Genomic DNA, 18,866 nt, shown 5'->3' with positions numbered 1-18,866 from the left:
CAATAATTATAAAGTTACAGCTTCACCACCAGCAGCTTCAATAGCAGCTTTTGCAGATCCTGTAAATTTGTGAGCAGTTACGTTTAATTTAGCTTTAAGTTCTCCACCACCCAATATCTTTACTAGGTCGTTTTTACCAGCCAAACCATTTTCAATCAATATAGTTAAGTCTACTGTATCTGTAACTTTACCATTCTCTACTAAAGTTTGTAACTTGTCTAAATTGATACCATTGTATTCCTTACGGTTAACATTAGTAAATCCAAACTTAGGTACTCTTCTTTGTAATGGCATTTGACCCCCTTCGAATCCTATTTTTCTAGAATATCCTGAACGAGATTTTGCACCCTTGTGTCCTCTTGTAGCAGTACCTCCGTGACCAGAACCTTCACCTCTAGCAATACGTTTACCACTTTTAACAGAACCCTTAGCAGGTTTTAAATTGTTTAAACTCATCTTTTTATAACTTATTTAATTTCTTCAACAGAAATTAAGTGTTTAACTTTATTAACCATTCCTACTATTGCTGGAGAAGCATCGTGTTCTACAACCTTTCCAATCTTAGTTAAACCTAACGCTATTAAAGTTCTTTTTTGAACTTGCGTACGGTTGATTTGGCTCTTTACTTGTGTTAATTTAATTTTTCCCATGGTATCCAATATTAACCGTTAAATACTTTGTCTAAAGAAACACCTCTTTCCTTTGCAACTTGCTCTGGACTTCTTAATTGTAATAAAGCATCAAAAGTTGCTTTTACAACGTTATGAGGGTTAGATGATCCTTGAGACTTAGATAGTACATCGTGTACACCTACTGACTCTAATACCGCACGTACAGCTCCACCAGCAATAACTCCGGTACCGTGTGATGCAGGTAGTAATAATACCTTAGATCCACCAAATTTACCTTTTTGTTCGTGAGGTAAAGTTGCGTTGATTAATGGAATACGAACTAAGCTTTTCTTAGCTTCTTCTACAGCCTTAGCTATTGCAGACGCAACATCTAAAGATTTACCAGATCCGTAACCTACAACTCCTTCTCCGTTTCCTACTACTACAATAGCAGAAAACCCAAAAGTACGTCCACCTTTAGTAACTTTAGTTACACGGTTTACAGCTACTAAGCGATCTGTTAACTCTAATCCGCTTGGCTTAACTCTTTCTACGTTTTTATATCCTTGCATAATATAATTTTCTTAAAATTTTAAACCAGCTTCTCTAGCTGCTTCAGCTAATGCTTTAACTCTACCATGGTATAAATAACCATTTCTATCGAATGCAACAGTTTCTACACCTGCAGCAGATGCTTTCTCAGCAATTGATTTACCTACTAACGCAGCCACTTCAATTTTAGATCCTTTTGCATCGATTCCTTTATCTCTTGACGAAACTGAAGCTAATGTTACTCCTTGGTTATCGTCAACTAATTGAGCGTAAATTTCTTTGTTACTTCTAAATACAGACAATCTTGGTTTAGATGCTGTACCTGTAGAAATTTTTCTAATTCTACGCTTAATTCTTTGTCTTCTTTCAAGCTTTGATAATGCCATAATGCTATAAATTATGCAGATTTACCTGCTTTTCTTCTTAATTCTTCACCTACAAACTTAATTCCTTTTCCTTTGTACGGTTCAGGCTTACGGAAAGAACGAATCTTTGCTGCTACTTGACCTACCAACTGCTTATCAAAAGAAGTAAGTTTAACGATTGGGTTTTTCCCTTTTTCAGAAATAGTTTCGATATTAACCTCTGGAGCAATACTCAACACTATGTTGTGTGAGAAACCAATTGCTAAATCTAAAACTTGTCCTTGGTTAGAAGCTCTGTACCCAACCCCTACTAATTCTAATTCTTTAGTCCATCCATTAGATACACCTTCAATCATGTTATTGATTAAAGCTCTGTATAAACCATGTTTAGCTCTATGAGATTTAGATTCAGTTGGACGTTCTAATACTAAAGATCCTTCTTCTTCTTTAATTGTGATACCATCGGTAATCACTTGAGATAACTCTCCTAATTTTCCTTTTACAATAACTGTGTCTCCGTTAATAGTAACAGTAACACCAGCTGGAATTGCGATTGGGCTTTTTCCTATTCTTGACATACTATTCTATTTTTTAGTAAACGTGACAAATTACTTCACCACCAATGTTTTGACTTTTAGCTTGCTTTGATGTCATAACTCCCTTAGAAGTTGAAACGATAGCAATACCTAATCCGTTTAATACACGAGGTAAATCTTCAACACCAACGTACTTACGTAATCCTGGAGTAGAGATACGCTCTATCTTTTTGATTACTGATTCGTTAGTAATTTGGTTATATTTCAAAGCTATTTTGATAGTACCTTGTGCAGTACCTTCTTCAAATTTGTAACTTAAAATATATCCTTGGTCAAATAAGATCTCAGTGATTGCTTTTTTAACCTTTGATGCAGGAACCTCCACTACTCTGTGTCCTGCTAAATAAGCATTTCTTACTCTTGTTAAGTAATCTGCTATTGGATCTGTATACATAATTATTTGTATTGGTTTAGATTATCACCCCGAAACCAGTTCGGGGCTAGCATCTAAATTAATTCTTAAAATTTTACCAACTTGCTTTTGTAACACCTGGGATTAACCCTTGGTTAGCCATTTCACGAAAAGTAACACGAGAAAGTCCAAATTGTCTCATATAACCTTTTGGTCTTCCTGTAATCTTACAACGATTGTGTTGACGAATTGGAGAAGCGTTTTTTGGTAACTTCTGTAATCCTTCGTAATCACCAGCTTCTTTTAAAGCTTTACGTTTTTCAGCGTATTTAGCAACTGTTTTAGCTCTTTTTCTCTCGCGAGCTTTCATTGATTCTTTAGCCATGACTAGTTCTTTTTAAATGGTAAACCTAATTCAGTTAGTAATGATTTAGCTTCTTTATCAGTAGCAGCAGATGTTACAAAAGTAATATCCATACCACCAATCTTTTTCACTTGATCAATATTGATTTCAGGGAAAATAATTTGCTCAGTAATTCCTAAGTTATAGTTTCCTCTTCCGTCAAAACCAGTAGCTTTAATACCGTTAAAATCTCTTACACGTGGCAATGAAGCTGTAATTAATCTGTCTAAGAATTCGTACATTTTGATTCCACGCAAAGTAACTCTTGCCCCAATTGGCATTCCTTTACGTAGTTTAAATGTTGCGATATCTTTTTTAGATAAAGTTGCAACAGCTTTTTGTCCAGAAATAGTCGTTAACTCTTCTACAGCGTACTCTACTAATTTCTTGTCTGCAATAGCAGCACCAACACCTTTAGAGATTACAATTTTCTCTAATTTTGGTACTTGCATAATATTGCTATATCCGTACTCTTCAGTTAAGGCAGCCTTAATTCTGTCAGTGTACTCTTGTTTAAGTCTTGGAATATAACTCATATTAAATAGCTTTTTCTGATTTTTTAGAAAAACGTACTTTTTTACCATCTTCTACTCTGTAACCAACTTTAGTAATGTTTCCATCTTCTAAAATAGCTAAGTTAGAAATTGGCAAAGCAGCCTCTTTCTTTACAATTCCACCTTGAGGGTTTTGTGCGCTTGGTTTAGTGTGCTTAGAAACTAAGTTTACACCTTCTACAATTGCTTTGTTTTTAGCAGTAATAATTGTTACTACTTTCCCTTCTTTACCTTTGTGATCTCCAGCAATAACTCTTACCGTATCTCCTGATTTAATTTTAATCTTTGCCATTGTTTACAAATATTAAAGCACCTCAGGTGCTAATGATACAATTTTCATGAATTGTTTATCACGAAGTTCTCTTGCTACAGGTCCAAATACACGTGTTCCAGACATTTCTCCAGTCGCATTTAACAATACACATGCATTGTCATCAAAACGAATGTAAGAACCGTCTTTTCTTCTTACTTCTTTAGAAGTACGAACAACCACAGCTTTAAATACTTGACCTTTTTTTGCGCTACCATTTGGAGTTGATGACTTTACAGTTACAACAATTTTATCTCCTATAGATGCATAACGCTTTCCTGTTCCTCCTAAAACACGGATCACTAAGACCTCTTTAGCTCCAGTGTTATCTGCTACGTTTAATCTTGATTCTGTTTGTAACATACTATTTCGCTCTTTCTAGGATTTCTACTAATCTCCAACGTTTAGATTTACTTAAAGGTCTTGTTTCCATGATTCTTACAGTATCTCCTTCGTTACAGTCGTTTTGCTCATCGTGTGCAACGTACTTCTTCGTATTCAATACGAACTTTCCGTACATTGGGTGTTTTACTTTCTTTACCTCGGCAACAACAATAGACTTGTCCATTTTGTTACTAGATACAACACCAATTCTTTCTTTTCTAAGATTTCTATTCTCCATCTTGTAAAATACTTATTGTCTGTTAGTTAACTCAGTAGCTACTCTTGCTACAGTTTTTCTAAGCGCTCTTAACTCTAAAGGATTCTCTAACGGAGAAATAGCATGAGCCATCTTAAGATCAGTATAGCTCTTTTTAAGAGAAACTAATTTCTCTTGTAAGTCTGCAACTGATAATTCTTTAATTTCTGATTGTTTCATTCTATTAGATATTAAGCGTTATCATAATCTCTCGCAACAACGAACTTAGTTTTAACTGGCATTTTTTGAGCTGTTAAGCGTAATGCTTCTTTAGCTACATCGTGAGGTACACCTCCGATTTCAAACAATATTCTACCAGGTTTTACTACCGCTACGAAATATTCAGGAGCACCTTTACCTTTACCCATACGAACCTCTAAAGGCTTTTTAGTAATAGGCTTGTCTGGAAAAATTTTAATCCATAACTGACCCTCTCTTTTCATATAACGTGTCGCAGCAATACGACCTGCTTCTATTTGTCTTGAAGTAATTAAGGCTTGTTCTAAAGATTTAATTCCAAACATACCGAAAGCAAGTTGGTTTCCTCTTTGAGAATTTCCTTTTAAATTACCTTTACCTTTCTGTACCTTACGGTACTTTACTCTTTTAGGCTGTAACATTTCTAAATTCTAATTTTTGTGAAAAATTATTTTCTTCTACGAGGTCCTTTCTTACCTGAATTGTTTCCACCTTTTCCTCCTGACTTTTTAGCCAAACCTACTAATGGAGATAATTCACGTTTTCCGTATACCTCACCTTTCATGATCCACACTTTAACCCCGATTCTACCGTAAGTTGTATGTGCTTCAACTAAAGCATAATCAATATCAGCTCTAAAAGTAGATAAAGGAATTCTACCTTCTTTATAGTGCTCAGAACGTGCCATTTCAGCACCATTTAAACGACCTGAAATTTGGATTTTAATCCCTTCAGCATTCATACGCATAGTTCCTGCAATAGCCATTTTAATTGCACGTCTGTAAGAAATTCTATTTTCTATTTGACGAGCAACACTTGCCGCTACTAATTGCGCATCCAATTCTGGACGTTTAATTTCAAAAATATTGATTTGTACTTCGTTTCCAGTCAATTTCTTTAACTCCTCTTTTAACTTGTCTACCTCTTGTCCACCTTTTCCGATAATGATACCAGGTCTAGCAGTAGTGATAGTAACGGTTACAAGTTTAAGAGTACGTTCAATAATTATTCTAGAAACACTAGCTTTATATAATCTTGCGTTTAAGTACTTTCTTATTTTATTGTCTTCAGCAATTTTATCTCCGTAGTCATTACCTCCGTACCAGTTTGAGTCCCATCCTCTGATGATTCCTAAACGATTTCCTATTGGATTAGTCTTTTGTCCCATTTCTACTTATGATTATTTGCTTTCAACATTTTTACTTCCCAACACAATTGTAACGTGGTTAGAACGCTTACGAATTCTATGTGCACGACCTTGTGGAGCTGGTCTTAATCTCTTTAACATTGCTGCAGAATCTACAGTAATTGTTTTAACATATAAATTAGCCTCTTCTATACTCGCGTCTTCGTTTTTAGCTTGCCAGTTAGCAATCGCTGATAACAATAATTTCTCTACGTTTATAGATGCTTCTTTAGAGCTAAATTTCAAGATTTGTAAAGCTTTTTCAACCTCTACTCCTCTTACTAAATCAGCCACCAATCTCATTTTTCTTGGTGATGTAGGACAACCAGTCAATTTAGCGAAAGCAACATCTTTCTTTGCTTCCTTGATCTGTTTTGCCATATTATGTTTACGAACTCCCATATCCTACTATTTTTTTCCTTTGTTTTTCCTGTCTGCACCGTGACCTCTAAAGGTACGTGTTGGTGAAAACTCTCCTAATTTATGACCTACCATGTTTTCAGTAACATATACTGGTACAAATGTTCTTCCGTTGTGAACTCCAATAGTTTGTCCAACGAAATCTGGAGTAATCATAGAAGCTCTTGACCAAGTCTTGATTACTTCTTTGCTTCCTGCCTCAGCATTAGCAATAACTCTTTTCTCAAGTTTATGAAAAATGAAAGGTCCTTTCTTTAATGAACGTGCCATGTCTTCTTATTTTTTTCTACGTTCTAAAATATACTTATTACTCGCTTTTGTCTTAGATCTAGTCTTGTATCCTTTAGCAGGTATACCATTTCTTGATCTTGGGTGACCTCCTGAAGAACGTCCTTCACCACCTCCCATTGGGTGATCAACTGGGTTCATTCTTACAGCGTTTGTTCTTGGTCTTCTACCTAACCATCTTGATCTACCAGCTTTACCAGAAACTAGTAATTGGTGATCTGAGTTGGAAACAACTCCGATAGTAGCGATACAAGTCAACAAGATCAATCTTGTTTCCCCTGACGGTAATTTAACAGTAGCATACTTTCCTTCTTTTGCCATTAACTGTGCAAAAGAACCTGCAGAACGAGCCATTACAGCTCCTTGACCTGGTCTTAATTCAATACAACAAATTGTTGTACCTAAAGGAATGTTTGCTAATGGCATTGCATTACCAACATCTGGAGTAACAGCCTCTTGACCGCTAACGATAGTCTGTCCAACCTGTAAACCAGCTTGTGCAATTACATATCTCTTTTCTCCATCAGTATATTCTACTAATGCAATAAAAGCAGTACGGTTTGGATCGTACTCTATTGTTTTAACAGTTGCTTCAACTCCGAATTTATCTCTACTAAAATCGATAATACGGTATCTCTGCTTATGACCACCACCTACGTAGCGCATTGTCATTCTACCACTGTTGTTTCGACCTCCAGATCTTTTTTTCGGTGCCAATAATGACTTTTCCGGCTTATCAGTAGTAATAGCGTCGAACCCATTTACTACTCTAAAACGCTGACCTGGTGTGATTGGTTTTAATTTTCTAACTGACATGTTAAAATTTAAAATTATTTATAATTAAATATTGTTATAAAAATCAATATTCTCTCCTTCAGCTACCTCTACGATAGCTTTTTTATATGCAGAAATTTTCGACTCAACTACACCTTTTTTGGTGAATTTTGTCGAACGTTTTACTGGATATACCATTGTTCTTACTTTCTCAACAGAAACTCCATAAGTAGCTTCAATAGCTTCTTTAATTTCTATCTTGTTAGCTTTCATATTTACAACGAAAGTATAACGATTTAATAATTCGCTATCTTTTGTTGCTTTTTCTGTAATAATAGGCTTAATTAAAATACTCATATCGGCACCCTATTTACTTAAATTAGCTTCAATATCTGCAATTGCACCTTCTAATAAAACTACTTTACCAGCATTCAATACTTTGTAAGTGTTTAATTCCGAGGAAGTTACAACATCAGACCCTTTTAAATTTCGTGAAGACAAATATACATTATTATTTGAATCACCCAAGACAAATAGAGATTTTTTATTCTCTAACTCTAAAGCTTTCAATACATTAACGAATTCTTTTGTTTTTGGAGCTTCAAAATTGAAGTCTTCTAAAACAATGATATTTGACTCTTTTGCTTGCAAACTAAAAGCAGATTTTCTTGCCAATCTCTTTAAGTTCTTGTTCAATTTGAAAGAATAATCTCTGTTTCTTGGTCCAAAAACTCTACCCCCTCCTCTAAAAACTGGAGATTTGATAGAACCTGCACGAGCAGTACCTGTCCCTTTTTGTTTCTTGATTTTTCTTGTAGACCCAGCAATCTCAGCTCTTTCTTTAGCTTTGTGAGTACCTTGCCTTTTGTTTGCCAAGTGTTGCTTTACATCTAAGTAAACCGCATGATCATTTGGCTCTATAGCGAATACCGCATCAGATAACTCTACCTGACGTCCTGTATCTTTTCCTGTATAATCTAAAACTGATACTTTCATTATTTCTCGATAGTTATGTATGAGTTCTTAGCTCCAGGAATACATCCTTTTACTACGATTAAGTTCTTGTCAGCAACAACTTTTAAAACTCTTAAGTTTTCAACTTTAACTTTATCTCCTCCCATTCTACCTGCCATTCGCATTCCTTTGAACACTCTTGCAGGGTAAGATGCAGCACCGATAGAACCTGGAGCTCTTAAACGGTTATGTTGACCGTGAGTTGCTTGACCAACTCCTGCGAATCCATGACGTTTTACAACCCCTTGGAAACCTTTACCTTTAGAAATTCCTGATACATCAACGAATTCCCCTTCAATGAAAAGATCTACACCAACTGTATCTCCTAAATTTAACTCCTCGTCAAAACTAAACTCAACAACTTTTCTCTTAGCAGTCGTACCAGCTTTTGCAAAGTGACCTTGCAACGCTTTAGTGGTATTCTTGTCAGATTTGTCATCGAAACCTAATTGGATAGCAGAATAACCATCTACTTCCTCAGTTCTGACTTGGGTAACTACACACGGACCAGCTTGAATTACAGTACAAGGAATGTTTTTCCCGTTCTCATCAAAAATGCTAGTCATTCCGATTTTTTTTCCTATTAACCCAGACATGATTAAAAATTAATTATTAATTGATTTGTTTTTTTCCCTTCTTATTTAGATGCTTTGTTGTTAGCTAAAAAAAACTCAAGAAAACACAAACTAGTCCTTATGAACCTACATTTGTGTTATGTTTTTCGTTCGAACAACATCAAAACACCTCCTAAAAAAGGACTGCAAAGATAGTATTTTTTATTTAACTTACTAATTCACAGAGAGAAGATTTAATACATTTTTGGAAAACTATTCTTTTAGAAAAAAAGAAACAGTTAAAATAATGAGATATACTATTTGAGAATTGTTCTTTTATAAAATTAGAATCAAATTTTAAAGATGTTATCCTCCGTAAAGGCAAAAGAAACACCTTCAACTAGTTCGCAATTGGTGTTTAAACCTGAAAAAAGACTAAAAGCAGGTAAAACAAGTTGATTTTTATTTAAGTGAAAACAGGGAAGCTTGATTTTTTGTCTCGCTTTTAATTTTAGCCAAACTCCAGGATGCGTATGCCCTGATACAGAAAACTCATCATTTTTCACATCACTCTCATCATGAACAAAGCATAAACCATTCAAGTCCAAACTAGCACTAACAGAAAACTTTAAGTCTCGATAAAAAGACCTATTCAATTTATCGTGATTTCCTAGAATCAACAACTTATCTATATTTTCATATTTATTCAACCAATTAGAAAACAACTCAATATTAGAATTGTAGTCTGCATGAAACAAATCTCCTACTACAATTAGTTTTCGGATAGAAAAATGATGTATAAGCTGTTCTAATCTCTCTAAATCCCTATGCAACACTTCATCAGAAATTGGGATTCCATTTTGTCTAAAGTGTGCTGTTTTACCAATGTGAATATCAGATAGAATTAAAGCTTGTTGATCTTCCCAATAAATTACTCTCTGATTGGTTAGTGTTAGCTTAGTGTTACCAAATTCAATTTCTTTTGTGGAGATGTTCATTAATGTGAGTCTTTTTAATGAGAAGCTTAGAGTTAGGAGTTTACCATCAGAATTCTAAATTCTAAAGGTTAAAGATACTTATAATGCTGCATTTGTAACCTTTCAATACGATCACTTAATTTTTCGTTAGTCATCGTATCTCTTAAGCTATCTACTTTTATAGGAAAGCTCAACGGTGTATATCCTTTTGCTTTTTTTAGGATGATTTTGCTATTGGCAATTCTGTTAAAAGCTTTTCTTAATCGAACTTCTTCTAGTTGTTCGTTAAACACTTCGGTATAAGCTTGACGCAACAATAAATTATCGGGTTCAAAATCTTCTAGTACCCTAAAAATTAACCCCGAAGAAGACTGCAAACTTTTATGTGTTTTTTGTGTTCCCGGATGTGTTTGCGTAACTAAGCCTGCCGTAACTGCAATGTCTCTAAATTTTCTCCCTGCCATTTCAGATGCATTGATGCTCGCAATCGCATCTTCCATCAAATTTTCTTTCGTTAAAATTTCGTGTAAATTTTCTTCAGAAACTGGTATTTCTTGATCGCTTAATAAATCAAATCCGTAATCATTCATAGCGATGGTAAATGTAATCGGTTGAATTTGACTAATTCTATAAGCTATAATTGAGGCCATAATTTCGTGCACCAGTCTTCCCTCAAAAGGATAAAAGAACAAATGACAACCCTCTCTAGTTTCTATTTTTTCCACTAAAAATTCGTCCGATTTTGGAATATGTGAGTTCAAATCTTGAGTAGTCAATAAAGGATTTAAAAATTTTAGTTCTCGTTCTCTCACTCCTGGACTTAAAGCGTTATTTAATTTCATTCGTAAATGATGACTTAGGTAAGAGGTTAATGGCAATCGGCCTCCCTTCCAACTTGGTGTCGTTGCTTTTTTAGATTTGCTTTTCCTAACATACACCGTCATATCTTTTATGTGTGCAACTTCCAACACTCTACCTGCTAACACAAAAGGTGTTCCCTTTTTTAGCTTAGAGATAAAATATTCTTCTATCATTCCTATAAAACCTCCTTTTAAGAACTTTACTCTTAGCATTGCATCACTTACAATGGTACCAATATTCATTCTATGTAACATGCTGATTCTTCTACTCACCACTTTATACAACCCAGAAGCTTCGTCCAATACCACTTTATGAAACTCCTCGTAAGATTTTAACGCATTTCCTCCTTGAGTAATAAATTGCATTGCCCAATTAAAATCTTCTTGGGTTAAGAAATGAAAGGCATGCGTGTTTTTAATTAGCTCATGTACTTTTTGTTTATCAAAACCCTCTCCAACTGCTAAGGTTACTAAAAACTGCACCAACACATCATATGTTAACACCATGGGGGTTCTTGACTCCACATCTGTCTGTTTTACAGCTTCTTTAAGTGCGGAAACTTCAATTAACTGCAACAAGTGCGTAGGTACGCAGTACACTTTAGAAACTTCGTAAGGAGAATGGCCACTTCTTCCTGCTCGCTGCATAAAACGTGCAATCCCTTTTGCTGAGCCGATTTGAATAACACAATCTACAGGTTTAAAATCTACTCCTAAGTCTAAAGACGAAGTACAAACTACTACTTTTAACCAACCTTGATTGATCGCATCTTCTATCCAGTTTCTGAGTTTTGCATCTATAGAACCATGATGAATAGCGATTTGGCCTGCCAAATCAGGGTCAGCATTTAGCAGCAATTGATACCATAGTTCAGCTTGATTTCGAGTATTGGTAAACACCAATGTGGTATTATTTTCATAAATCACGTTAATTACTTTATCCACCAGCTTCCCTCCCAAATGTCCTGCCCACGGTAAAAGCTCTACTTCATCTGGCAATAAAGAAATAATTTCTAATTTTTTCTTTTCTTTAGAAGTAATGATGATTGTTTTTATTGTATCGTCTGGAACTAATACTTGCTTTGCTTCTTCCAAATTTCCGATGGTTGCAGAAATCCCCCAAACTCTTATGTCTTTAGATAGTGATCTCAACCTAGCCAAAGCTAACTCTGTTAACACCCCTCTTTTAGTTGCCAGCAATTCGTGCCACTCGTCTATCACCACACAGTTGATATTTTTAAACCAACGTGAGTTGTTTTTTTGAGAGAACAGTAAATGCATCGTTTCTGGAGTTGTTAGCAAAATATCTGGCATATTCCTTTCTTGCTTTCTTCTATCAGATTGTGAGGTGTCTCCATTTCTTACAGCCGCTTCCCAATCCAACCCAATTTCATCAATCGCAGTTTGCATTGCTTTTTGCAAGTCTTTTGCTAGTGACCTCAGCGGACTAATCCACAAAAGTTTAATTCCTTTTTTATAAGCTTCTGGTCTATTTAAAAAGTCAATCACAACCGCTATAAACATGGCATAAGTTTTCCCAAAACCTGTTGGAGCCACCACCAATCCATTAAAATTTTGAGCATATTTTTTCCACGCTTTTAACTGAAAATCGAAGGGAGAGAATTGTTTGGACTCTAGCCACTCGCTTACAATTTTATAACCATCTGTATTCTCTATTTTTTTGGTCATTGGTTTTCCTTTTAGGGAGATGAGAAGTTACGTTTTAGAAATTCAGAATTTTTTGTAATTATTTTGCTATTATATTTACGACTCGTTACTTCACACTTTGTACTTCGTACTTTTCACTCAGTACTAATTAATCAACGCTTTCACACTCTCAATAGTATCAATATCCTTTACCGTCTTGTCTTTACGCCATCTTTTAATTCTTGGAAAACGCAAGGCTACTCCAGACTTATGTCGATTGCTTAGCGCTATGCCTTCAAAGGCAATCTCGAACACCAATTCTGGTGTTACGGTTCTTACAGGACCAAATTTTTCTATTGCATTCTTATTGACCCATCTACTCACTTCTGTTATCTCAACATCTGTTAACCCCGAATAAGCTTTCGCTACTGTAACTAACGAGCCATCTTCTTTTTTTACAGCAAAGGTGTAATCGGTATATTTTGAACTTCTACGTCCGCTCCCTTTTTGCGCATAAATCATTACCACGTCAATAGTCAAAGGATCCACTTTCCACTTCCACCAATCTCCCTTTTTTCTTCCTGTATAATATTCAGAATTTTTATGTTTCAGCATCAAACCTTCTGCTTTCAATTCTCTAGAGTTATCTCTTATCTGATTCAACAAACTCCATTGGTCTACCTCTACCAATTCTGATAGTTTAATGTGCTGAGCTTTATTATTTTTAAAAACAGATACTAGCTTTTGTCTTCTTAACGATAACGATTGTTGCCGGATATCTTCTCCTTCAAATTCCATCATATCATAAGCGTAAAAACCCACAGGTACTTCCTCTAATAGCTTTTTAGATACTGTTTTTCGATTCAATCGTTTTTGCAGATCGTTAAAGAACAATACATCATTATCTTTAATCGCTAAAATTTCTCCATCAATCACAAAATCACCTTTCCAAGTTGCTAAAGCTTCTGTTAATTCTGGAAATTGATTCGTTACCAACTCTTCTCCTCTGCTCCAAATATAAACCTCGTTGTTTCTTTTGATAATTTGCCCTCGAATGCCATCCCACTTATACTCTACTTGCCAATCACTAATATTTCCTAAATCATCTAACTCTTTTTCCAAAGCATAGGCCAAACAAAATGGATAAGGCTTTGAGTTATCATAATTAATATGATTTCCTTGCAACAGTTCTTCAAAAGTAATTTCATTTACATTCCATTGTCCAATAATGCTATGCATCAGTTTGCTATCGTCTATTCCTGTTAGTTTCACCAGTGCATTTACCAATGTTTTTTTAGATACTCCAATCCTGAAGCTCCCTCCTATTAATTTGTTAAATATCAATCTATCTTGCACATTAAGCCCCTTCCAGGCTCGTAATACGTATGCTTTTTTCTCTTCTTCTGTTTTAGATTTTAGTGCAATCAACTCACTCATCCATTCATGCAACGGCTTTTCAACTAGCTCGGTAGGCTCTGGTAATAGTAAAGCTATTACTTCTCCTAAATCTCCTACAGCTGCGTAGCTTTCTAAAAAGAGCCATTCTGGCAACCGAGTAATCTCCATGCACCATATTTTCATCAATGATGTTTTTACTGGTCTTGGGGGTCTTTTTCCCGTAAATAATGCAACCATCCACAACTTATCTTTATCGCTCGCAGTATTAAAATACTGAACCAATGCTTCAATTTTAGCATTGGTTTTATTTGTAATTTCAATTGTGCTTATTAGTTGCGAGAATTCTTTCATTTTAGTTGTATGGCGATTAGTACGTTAAAGCCGTATTGTTTGTTACTCTTTAGTGTTGGCTTCTTCCTTTTCTAACTCACTTTCTCCGTACTCAGTTGTCAAATCTTCCGCATCAATACCTATTTCGTTCAAATATTTAGAGAATATGTTTTTTGCTCCGTGGGTTACGTACACCTTTTCCGCTTCGGATGCTTTTACTGCTTTTATCAATCCATCCCAATCTGCATGATCGCTTACTGGAAAACCTGCATCTACTCCTTTCCAACGTTTGTTCCCTCTTATTTGCATCCATCCTGAGCAGATAGCAGTTGCTGCATTAGGTACACGTTTTAGCATTTTACTTCCTAAAAGTCCCGGTGGCATCACAATGATTTTTCCTTGAACATCATTCTTTTTAAAATGTGCATCTAACGCAATTGTTTTTGGCAATTCAACACCAGCCGTTTTTATAGCATTATTGGTATGGTGTATTGCATTATGTACATATATATCATCTACACCTTGTAGCAAGTTCATAATTCTTTGTGCTTTCCCCAAGGAGTACCCAAACAAAACACTAGTTCTATTATTCTTCTGATTCTGCAGTACCCAGTTTACCAATTGGGCTTTTAATTCAGCTTCTGGCAACCATTTGTATATAGGCAATCCAAAGGTGCTTTCTGTAATAAATTCATGACATTTTACAGATTCGAAAGGAATGGTTAGTCCATCTTCTTTTACTTTATAATCTCCTGTAAACACCAACACTTTTCCTTTGTATTCTAATCGAATTTGTGCTGAACCAATGATATGTCCTGCTGGATGAAAACTTACTTTTACTCCGTTAATGTTTATGGGTTGATTGTATTTTAGACTTTCCACAGAAATATCTATGCCTATACGGTGTTGTAAAACAGGTTTAGTGTGATGATGACATAAGTAGTGCTTCATCCCCCAACGTGCGTGATCTGCATGCGCATGGGAAATAATTGCATAATCTACAGGATACCACGGGTCTAAATAAAAGTTACCAGGCACGCAGTAAATCCCTTTTTGTGTGAATTTTACCATATTCTAATATTAACATAATTGTAGTAGATATTCCTTTAATGTCATAGGTTATATAGTATTTATAGGGAATCAAAATAATTCGACAGGATGTGATGTCAATTCTAGCTTTGAATTTTACAAAAAAAACCCAATCCTACACCCTTGATAAATAGACAATTAAAAACAAATAAAGGTCAATTTAGCCCTGGAAACTCAACAAGAAATGTTTGATTTTTCCTTTTGTCTATCAACTAAACTTCATGCTTACAAACAACAAAAAGTCCTACCAGAAAACTGATAGGACTTTATATTTAAAAATGTGTTCTGCTGAAGATTGTTCAGCAATTCTATCACACCTTGATTTCTACTTCTACTCCAGAAGGTAATTCTAACTTCATTAAAGCATCAATAGTCTTAGATGAAGAACTATAGATATCTAATAATCTTTTGTATGAAGATAATTGGAATTGCTCTCTAGATTTTTTGTTTACGTGTGGAGAACGTAATACAGTAAAAATCTTTTTATTTGTTGGTAAAGGGATTGGTCCGTTTACAACAGCACCAGTAGACTTTACCGTCTTTACGATTTTCTCAGCAGATTTATCTACCAAGTTGTAGTCGTAAGACTTTAATTTTATTCTGATTTTTTGACTCATTTTCTAATGTTTTAAAATTATGCTTTAGAAGCAGCAATTACATCCTCTGATACATTTTTAGGGGTCTCAGCGTAGTGAGAGAACGACATTGTAGACGTTGCTCTACCTGAAGATAACGTACGTAATGTTGTTACATATCCGAACATTTCTGATAAAGGAACTTCAGCTTTTACCACTTTAGCACCTCCACGGTCACTCATATCGTTTACTTGACCTCTACGTCTGTTTAAGTCACCAACGATATCTCCCATGTTTTCTTCTGGAGTTAATACTTCTAACAACATGATTGGCTCTAAAATAACAGCACCTGCAGCTTTTGCACAAGCTTTGTATCCCATTTTAGCAGCTAATTCAAATGACAATGCATCAGAATCTACTGGGTGGAAAGAACCATCAATTAACCTAACTTTTAATGAATCCATTACGAATCCAGCTAAAGGTCCATTTTGCATAGACTCTTTGAATCCTTTTTCTACAGCAGGAATAAATTCCTTAGGAATACGTCCTCCTTTGATTTCATCAACGAATTGTAATCCTGAACCTTCGAAATCTTCATCAACAGGTCCCATTTCAAACACAATATCACCAAACTTACCACGTCCACCAGATTGCTTTTTATAAACTTCTCTGTGTTCTGTAGATCTTGTTACAGCTTCTTTGTACTCTACTTGAGGTTCACCTTGATTTACCTCTACCTTGAACTCACGTTTCATACGGTCAACCAATACCTCTAAGTGTAATTCTCCCATTCCTGAGATTACAGTTTGACCTGAAGCTTCGTCAGTTTTAACAGTAAACGTTGGATCTTCTTCTGCTAATTTAGCTAAAGCCAATCCCATTTTATCAACATCACCTTTTGTCTTAGGCTCAATAGAAATACCAATTACTGGATCTGGGAAATCCATAGATTCCAATACAATTGGGGCATCTAAAGAAGACATTGTGTCTCCAGTCTTAATATCTTTAAAACCTACAGCAGCTCCGATATCTCCAGCTTCGATAAAATCGATTGCTTTTTGCTCGTTAGCGTGCATTTGGTAAATACGAGAAATACGCTCTTTTTTACCTGAACGGTTATTTAAAATATAAGAACCTGCATCTAATCTTCCTGAATAAGCACGGAAGAAAGCTAAACGTCCTACGAAAGGATCTGTAGCAATTTTAAATGCCAATGCAGAGAAAGAATCTTTTGCATCTGGTTTTCTAGTAGTTTCTTCTTCTGTGTTAGGGTCTGTACCTACAATACTATCTCTATCTAATGGAGATGGTAAGTAACGACAAACAGCATCTAACAAGAACTGAACTCCTTTGTTTTTAAAAGAAGATCCACAGATCATAGGTATGATAGCCATATCCATTACCGCAGCTCTTAAAGCAGCATGTACTTCTTCTTCTGTAATAGAGTTTTCATCTTCCATGAACTTCTCTAATAATTCCTCATCGTAAGAAGCAACTTCTTCGATTAATTTAGCACGCGCTTCAGCAGCTTCATCTACTAAATCTTCAGGAATATCCACAACATCAAAAGTAGCTCCTTTAGTTTCGTCGTGCCATATAATTGCACGGTTCTTAACTAAATCTACTACTCCTCTAAAGTCAGACTCTTCTCCAATTGGTAATACAATCTCAACAGCGTTAGAACCTAACATCTCTTTAACTTGCTTACAAACGTTTGCAAAGTTAGATCCCTGACGGTCCATTTTGTTTACAAAACCAATACGAGGTACTCTATAGTTATCTGCTAATCTCCAGTTAGTTTCAGACTGAGGCTCAACACCATCAACTGCACTAAATAAGAATACCAAACCATCTAATACACGTAAAGAACGGTTTACCTCAACTGTAAAGTCAACGTGACCTGGAGTATCGATAATATTAAAATGGTAACCTTTAGCATCTGCTGTCGGTTGTCCATTTTCTACTGGGAACTCCCATGTACAAGTTGTTGCAGCAGAAGTAATCGTAATCCCTCTTTCTTGCTCTTGTTCCATCCAGTCCATAGTAGCTGCACCATCGTGAACTTCTCCAATTTTGTGAGAAACTCCTGTATAGTACAATATACGTTCTGTTGTAGTGGTTTTTCCTGCATCAATATGCGCAGCAATACCAATATTTCTAGTTAATTTTAAATCTCTAGCCATTTCTATTAAAATCTAAAGTGTGAAAATGCTTTGTTAGCTTCTGCCATCTTGTGAACATCCACTCTCTTTTTAACAGCAGCTCCTTCTTCTTTTGCAGCAGCTAATACTTCTGCAGCCAATTTTTGAGCCATAGTTTTTTCATTTCTCTTTCTAGAGTAAGAAATTAACCATTTCATTGCCATAGATACCTTACGGTCTGGTCTAATTGGCATTGGAATTTGAAAAGTAGCACCACCTACACGACGGCTACGTACTTCTACTTGAGGCATTACGTTAGATAATGCATCTTTCCATATTTCTAATGAAGATTTCTCTTCATCTTCTCCTTTTTTGTTTTCTACAATCTCTAATGCATCGTAAAAAATCTTGAACGCTGTAGATTTCTTTCCGTCCCACATTAAGTTATTTACAAAACGTGTTACCAACTGATCGTTAAATTTTGGATCCGGTAAAAGAACTCTCTTTTTTGCTCTTCTTTTTCTCATGTTTTCTTAAGAATTTAAAAGATTATAGATTATTTCTTTGGACGCTTAGTTCCATACTTAGATCTACGTTGGGTTCTACCCTCAACACCAGCAGTATCTAAAGCTCCACGTACTACGTGGTACTTAACCCCTGGTAAATCTTTTACTCTTCCTCCCCTTACTAATACTATCGAGTGCTCTTGTAGGTTATGTCCTTCTCCTGGGATGTAAGCGTTTATCTCATTACCGTTAGTTAATCTAACACGCGCTACTTTACGCATCGCTGAGTTAGGTTTTTTAGGTGTTGTGGTATAAACACGTGTACATACTCCACGACGTTGTGGACATGCCTTCAAAGCAGCCGATTTACTCTTCTTAGTAACTTGGGCTCTTCCTTTTCTAACTAATTGTTGAATAGTTGGCATAAATTAATATATATATAACGTTTTAATATTTTCCCTTGGAATTCTCTCCAAGGGCTTGCAAAAGTAATAATTTTTTCTAATTAATCAAATATCAAGGAGTT

28 protein-coding genes are annotated in these 18,866 nt (G+C 35.4%); all 28 read right to left on the bottom strand.

Going from position 1 to position 18,866, the window contains the following annotated elements:
• Positions 1-6 precede the first annotated feature (6 nt).
• The 28 genes from rplO to rpsL all read right to left on the bottom strand — a co-directional run bounded on the left by rplO (position 7) and on the right by rpsL (position 18,765).
• The gene (gene rplO, locus ACXGQW_RS08255; protein WP_457821852.1) at positions 7-456 is read right to left on the bottom strand and encodes a 50S ribosomal protein L15; all 450 of its coding nucleotides are present in this window, start codon (positions 454-456) and stop codon (positions 7-9) included.
• A gap of 11 nt (positions 457-467) precedes the next feature.
• The gene (gene rpmD, locus ACXGQW_RS08250) at positions 468-650 is read right to left on the bottom strand and encodes a 50S ribosomal protein L30 (RefSeq protein ID WP_457821850.1); all 183 of its coding nucleotides are present in this window, start codon (positions 648-650) and stop codon (positions 468-470) included.
• An 11-nt stretch (positions 651-661) separates the two neighbouring features.
• On the bottom strand, positions 662-1,186 hold the full coding sequence (gene rpsE, locus ACXGQW_RS08245; RefSeq protein ID WP_457824196.1) for a 30S ribosomal protein S5: 525 nt from the start codon (positions 1,184-1,186) through the stop codon (positions 662-664).
• Positions 1,187-1,195: 9 nt separating this feature from the next.
• On the bottom strand, positions 1,196-1,549 hold the full coding sequence (gene rplR, locus ACXGQW_RS08240) for a 50S ribosomal protein L18 (RefSeq protein ID WP_457821849.1): 354 nt from the start codon (positions 1,547-1,549) through the stop codon (positions 1,196-1,198).
• Positions 1,550-1,560: 11 nt separating this feature from the next.
• Positions 1,561-2,106 (bottom strand): 50S ribosomal protein L6, encoded by a 546-nt coding sequence (gene rplF, locus ACXGQW_RS08235; RefSeq protein ID WP_457821847.1) that lies wholly within the window; start codon positions 2,104-2,106, stop codon positions 1,561-1,563.
• A gap of 13 nt (positions 2,107-2,119) precedes the next feature.
• On the bottom strand, positions 2,120-2,518 hold the full coding sequence (gene rpsH, locus ACXGQW_RS08230; protein WP_457821845.1) for a 30S ribosomal protein S8: 399 nt from the start codon (positions 2,516-2,518) through the stop codon (positions 2,120-2,122).
• A gap of 73 nt (positions 2,519-2,591) precedes the next feature.
• Positions 2,592-2,861 (bottom strand): 30S ribosomal protein S14, encoded by a 270-nt coding sequence (gene rpsN / locus ACXGQW_RS08225; protein WP_457821843.1) that lies wholly within the window; start codon positions 2,859-2,861, stop codon positions 2,592-2,594.
• A gap of 2 nt (positions 2,862-2,863) precedes the next feature.
• Entirely contained in the window at positions 2,864-3,415 is a 552-nt protein-coding gene (gene rplE, locus ACXGQW_RS08220; RefSeq protein WP_457821841.1) for a 50S ribosomal protein L5, read from the bottom strand.
• A 1-nt stretch (position 3,416) separates the two neighbouring features.
• Positions 3,417-3,725 (bottom strand): 50S ribosomal protein L24, encoded by a 309-nt coding sequence (gene rplX / locus ACXGQW_RS08215; protein WP_457821839.1) that lies wholly within the window; start codon positions 3,723-3,725, stop codon positions 3,417-3,419.
• 12 nt (positions 3,726-3,737) lie between these two features.
• Positions 3,738-4,106, bottom strand: a complete 369-nt coding sequence (rplN, locus tag ACXGQW_RS08210; protein WP_347180700.1) for a 50S ribosomal protein L14 — start codon at positions 4,104-4,106, stop codon at positions 3,738-3,740.
• 1 nt (position 4,107) lies between these two features.
• A complete protein-coding gene (rpsQ, locus tag ACXGQW_RS08205) occupies positions 4,108-4,365 on the bottom strand; it encodes a 30S ribosomal protein S17 (protein ID WP_457821837.1) in 258 nt (85 codons plus the stop codon).
• A gap of 12 nt (positions 4,366-4,377) precedes the next feature.
• Positions 4,378-4,563, bottom strand: a complete 186-nt coding sequence (gene rpmC, locus ACXGQW_RS08200; RefSeq protein ID WP_167188604.1) for a 50S ribosomal protein L29 — start codon at positions 4,561-4,563, stop codon at positions 4,378-4,380.
• A gap of 11 nt (positions 4,564-4,574) precedes the next feature.
• On the bottom strand, positions 4,575-5,003 hold the full coding sequence (gene rplP / locus ACXGQW_RS08195) for a 50S ribosomal protein L16 (RefSeq protein ID WP_457821835.1): 429 nt from the start codon (positions 5,001-5,003) through the stop codon (positions 4,575-4,577).
• Positions 5,004-5,029: 26 nt separating this feature from the next.
• Positions 5,030-5,749 carry a 30S ribosomal protein S3 gene (gene rpsC / locus ACXGQW_RS08190; RefSeq protein WP_457821833.1) on the bottom strand — a complete coding sequence of 240 codons (720 nt, stop codon included), beginning with the start codon at positions 5,747-5,749 and terminating at the stop codon, positions 5,030-5,032.
• Positions 5,750-5,761: 12 nt separating this feature from the next.
• Positions 5,762-6,169 (bottom strand): 50S ribosomal protein L22, encoded by a 408-nt coding sequence (gene rplV, locus ACXGQW_RS08185; RefSeq protein WP_457821832.1) that lies wholly within the window; start codon positions 6,167-6,169, stop codon positions 5,762-5,764.
• A 6-nt stretch (positions 6,170-6,175) separates the two neighbouring features.
• The gene (gene rpsS / locus ACXGQW_RS08180) at positions 6,176-6,457 is read right to left on the bottom strand and encodes a 30S ribosomal protein S19 (RefSeq protein WP_457821830.1); all 282 of its coding nucleotides are present in this window, start codon (positions 6,455-6,457) and stop codon (positions 6,176-6,178) included.
• A 6-nt stretch (positions 6,458-6,463) separates the two neighbouring features.
• Positions 6,464-7,291, bottom strand: coding sequence for a 50S ribosomal protein L2 (gene rplB / locus ACXGQW_RS08175; protein ID WP_457821828.1), 828 nt, complete (start codon positions 7,289-7,291; stop codon positions 6,464-6,466).
• Positions 7,292-7,315: 24 nt separating this feature from the next.
• Positions 7,316-7,606 (bottom strand): 50S ribosomal protein L23, encoded by a 291-nt coding sequence (rplW, locus tag ACXGQW_RS08170; protein WP_457821827.1) that lies wholly within the window; start codon positions 7,604-7,606, stop codon positions 7,316-7,318.
• 9 nt (positions 7,607-7,615) lie between these two features.
• Positions 7,616-8,245 (bottom strand): 50S ribosomal protein L4, encoded by a 630-nt coding sequence (rplD, locus tag ACXGQW_RS08165; RefSeq protein WP_457821825.1) that lies wholly within the window; start codon positions 8,243-8,245, stop codon positions 7,616-7,618.
• Positions 8,245-8,859 (bottom strand): 50S ribosomal protein L3, encoded by a 615-nt coding sequence (gene rplC / locus ACXGQW_RS08160; protein ID WP_457821823.1) that lies wholly within the window; start codon positions 8,857-8,859, stop codon positions 8,245-8,247. The genes rplD and rplC overlap by 1 nt, the downstream gene beginning before the upstream one ends.
• Positions 8,860-9,167: 308 nt before the next feature.
• Positions 9,168-9,815, bottom strand: coding sequence for a ligase-associated DNA damage response endonuclease PdeM (gene pdeM / locus ACXGQW_RS08155; protein ID WP_457821821.1), 648 nt, complete (start codon positions 9,813-9,815; stop codon positions 9,168-9,170).
• 68 nt (positions 9,816-9,883) lie between these two features.
• Positions 9,884-12,343 (bottom strand): ligase-associated DNA damage response DEXH box helicase, encoded by a 2,460-nt coding sequence (locus tag ACXGQW_RS08150; protein ID WP_457821819.1) that lies wholly within the window; start codon positions 12,341-12,343, stop codon positions 9,884-9,886.
• Between the two features lie 123 nt (positions 12,344-12,466).
• A complete protein-coding gene (locus ACXGQW_RS08145) occupies positions 12,467-14,050 on the bottom strand; it encodes an ATP-dependent DNA ligase (protein ID WP_457821817.1) in 1,584 nt (527 codons plus the stop codon).
• Positions 14,051-14,092: 42 nt separating this feature from the next.
• Positions 14,093-15,100, bottom strand: coding sequence for a ligase-associated DNA damage response exonuclease (locus ACXGQW_RS08140; RefSeq protein ID WP_457821816.1), 1,008 nt, complete (start codon positions 15,098-15,100; stop codon positions 14,093-14,095).
• Positions 15,101-15,429: 329 nt separating this feature from the next.
• A complete protein-coding gene (gene rpsJ / locus ACXGQW_RS08135) occupies positions 15,430-15,735 on the bottom strand; it encodes a 30S ribosomal protein S10 (RefSeq protein ID WP_010137088.1) in 306 nt (101 codons plus the stop codon).
• A gap of 17 nt (positions 15,736-15,752) precedes the next feature.
• Positions 15,753-17,876, bottom strand: a complete 2,124-nt coding sequence (fusA, locus tag ACXGQW_RS08130; RefSeq protein ID WP_457821814.1) for an elongation factor G — start codon at positions 17,874-17,876, stop codon at positions 15,753-15,755.
• Positions 17,877-17,881: 5 nt separating this feature from the next.
• On the bottom strand, positions 17,882-18,361 hold the full coding sequence (rpsG, locus tag ACXGQW_RS08125; protein WP_457821812.1) for a 30S ribosomal protein S7: 480 nt from the start codon (positions 18,359-18,361) through the stop codon (positions 17,882-17,884).
• A gap of 29 nt (positions 18,362-18,390) precedes the next feature.
• Positions 18,391-18,765: a 30S ribosomal protein S12 gene (gene rpsL, locus ACXGQW_RS08120; protein ID WP_068827466.1), complete on the bottom strand. Its 375-nt coding sequence runs from the start codon at positions 18,763-18,765 to the stop codon at positions 18,391-18,393.
• Between the last annotated feature and the right edge of the window lie 101 nt (positions 18,766-18,866).

The sequence above is a fragment of the Wenyingzhuangia sp. IMCC45533 genome (assembly GCF_054111225.1).
This window is presented reverse-complemented; position numbering and strand designations above follow the sequence as displayed.

What these genes read in the sequence shown, in the direction of transcription:
- rplO (WP_457821852.1), bottom strand. Translation starts at nt 456, where the DNA reads ATGAGTTTAAACAATTTAAAACCTGCTAAGGGTTCTGTTAAAAGTGGT.
- rpmD (WP_457821850.1), bottom strand. Translation starts at nt 650, where the DNA reads ATGGGAAAAATTAAATTAACACAAGTAAAGAGCCAAATCAACCGTACG.
- rplR (WP_457821849.1), bottom strand. Translation starts at nt 1,549, where the DNA reads ATGGCATTATCAAAGCTTGAAAGAAGACAAAGAATTAAGCGTAGAATT.
- rplF (WP_457821847.1), bottom strand. Translation starts at nt 2,106, where the DNA reads ATGTCAAGAATAGGAAAAAGCCCAATCGCAATTCCAGCTGGTGTTACT.
- rpsH (WP_457821845.1), bottom strand. Translation starts at nt 2,518, where the DNA reads ATGTATACAGATCCAATAGCAGATTACTTAACAAGAGTAAGAAATGCT.
- rpsN (WP_457821843.1), bottom strand. Translation starts at nt 2,861, where the DNA reads ATGGCTAAAGAATCAATGAAAGCTCGCGAGAGAAAAAGAGCTAAAACA.
- rplE (WP_457821841.1), bottom strand. Translation starts at nt 3,415, where the DNA reads ATGAGTTATATTCCAAGACTTAAACAAGAGTACACTGACAGAATTAAG.
- rplX (WP_457821839.1), bottom strand. Translation starts at nt 3,725, where the DNA reads ATGGCAAAGATTAAAATTAAATCAGGAGATACGGTAAGAGTTATTGCT.
- rplN (WP_347180700.1), bottom strand. Translation starts at nt 4,106, where the DNA reads ATGTTACAAACAGAATCAAGATTAAACGTAGCAGATAACACTGGAGCT.
- rpsQ (WP_457821837.1), bottom strand. Translation starts at nt 4,365, where the DNA reads ATGGAGAATAGAAATCTTAGAAAAGAAAGAATTGGTGTTGTATCTAGT.
- rpmC (WP_167188604.1), bottom strand. Translation starts at nt 4,563, where the DNA reads ATGAAACAATCAGAAATTAAAGAATTATCAGTTGCAGACTTACAAGAG.
- rplP (WP_457821835.1), bottom strand. Translation starts at nt 5,003, where the DNA reads ATGTTACAGCCTAAAAGAGTAAAGTACCGTAAGGTACAGAAAGGTAAA.
- rpsC (WP_457821833.1), bottom strand. Translation starts at nt 5,749, where the DNA reads ATGGGACAAAAGACTAATCCAATAGGAAATCGTTTAGGAATCATCAGA.
- rplV (WP_457821832.1), bottom strand. Translation starts at nt 6,169, where the DNA reads ATGGGAGTTCGTAAACATAATATGGCAAAACAGATCAAGGAAGCAAAG.
- rpsS (WP_457821830.1), bottom strand. Translation starts at nt 6,457, where the DNA reads ATGGCACGTTCATTAAAGAAAGGACCTTTCATTTTTCATAAACTTGAG.
- rplB (WP_457821828.1), bottom strand. Translation starts at nt 7,291, where the DNA reads ATGTCAGTTAGAAAATTAAAACCAATCACACCAGGTCAGCGTTTTAGA.
- rplW (WP_457821827.1), bottom strand. Translation starts at nt 7,606, where the DNA reads ATGAGTATTTTAATTAAGCCTATTATTACAGAAAAAGCAACAAAAGAT.
- rplD (WP_457821825.1), bottom strand. Translation starts at nt 8,245, where the DNA reads ATGAAAGTATCAGTTTTAGATTATACAGGAAAAGATACAGGACGTCAG.
- rplC (WP_457821823.1), bottom strand. Translation starts at nt 8,859, where the DNA reads ATGTCTGGGTTAATAGGAAAAAAAATCGGAATGACTAGCATTTTTGAT.
- pdeM (WP_457821821.1), bottom strand. Translation starts at nt 9,815, where the DNA reads ATGAACATCTCCACAAAAGAAATTGAATTTGGTAACACTAAGCTAACA.
- ACXGQW_RS08150 (WP_457821819.1), bottom strand. Translation starts at nt 12,343, where the DNA reads ATGACCAAAAAAATAGAGAATACAGATGGTTATAAAATTGTAAGCGAG.
- ACXGQW_RS08145 (WP_457821817.1), bottom strand. Translation starts at nt 14,050, where the DNA reads ATGAAAGAATTCTCGCAACTAATAAGCACAATTGAAATTACAAATAAA.
- ACXGQW_RS08140 (WP_457821816.1), bottom strand. Translation starts at nt 15,100, where the DNA reads ATGGTAAAATTCACACAAAAAGGGATTTACTGCGTGCCTGGTAACTTT.
- rpsJ (WP_010137088.1), bottom strand. Translation starts at nt 15,735, where the DNA reads ATGAGTCAAAAAATCAGAATAAAATTAAAGTCTTACGACTACAACTTG.
- fusA (WP_457821814.1), bottom strand. Translation starts at nt 17,876, where the DNA reads ATGGCTAGAGATTTAAAATTAACTAGAAATATTGGTATTGCTGCGCAT.
- rpsG (WP_457821812.1), bottom strand. Translation starts at nt 18,361, where the DNA reads ATGAGAAAAAGAAGAGCAAAAAAGAGAGTTCTTTTACCGGATCCAAAA.
- rpsL (WP_068827466.1), bottom strand. Translation starts at nt 18,765, where the DNA reads ATGCCAACTATTCAACAATTAGTTAGAAAAGGAAGAGCCCAAGTTACT.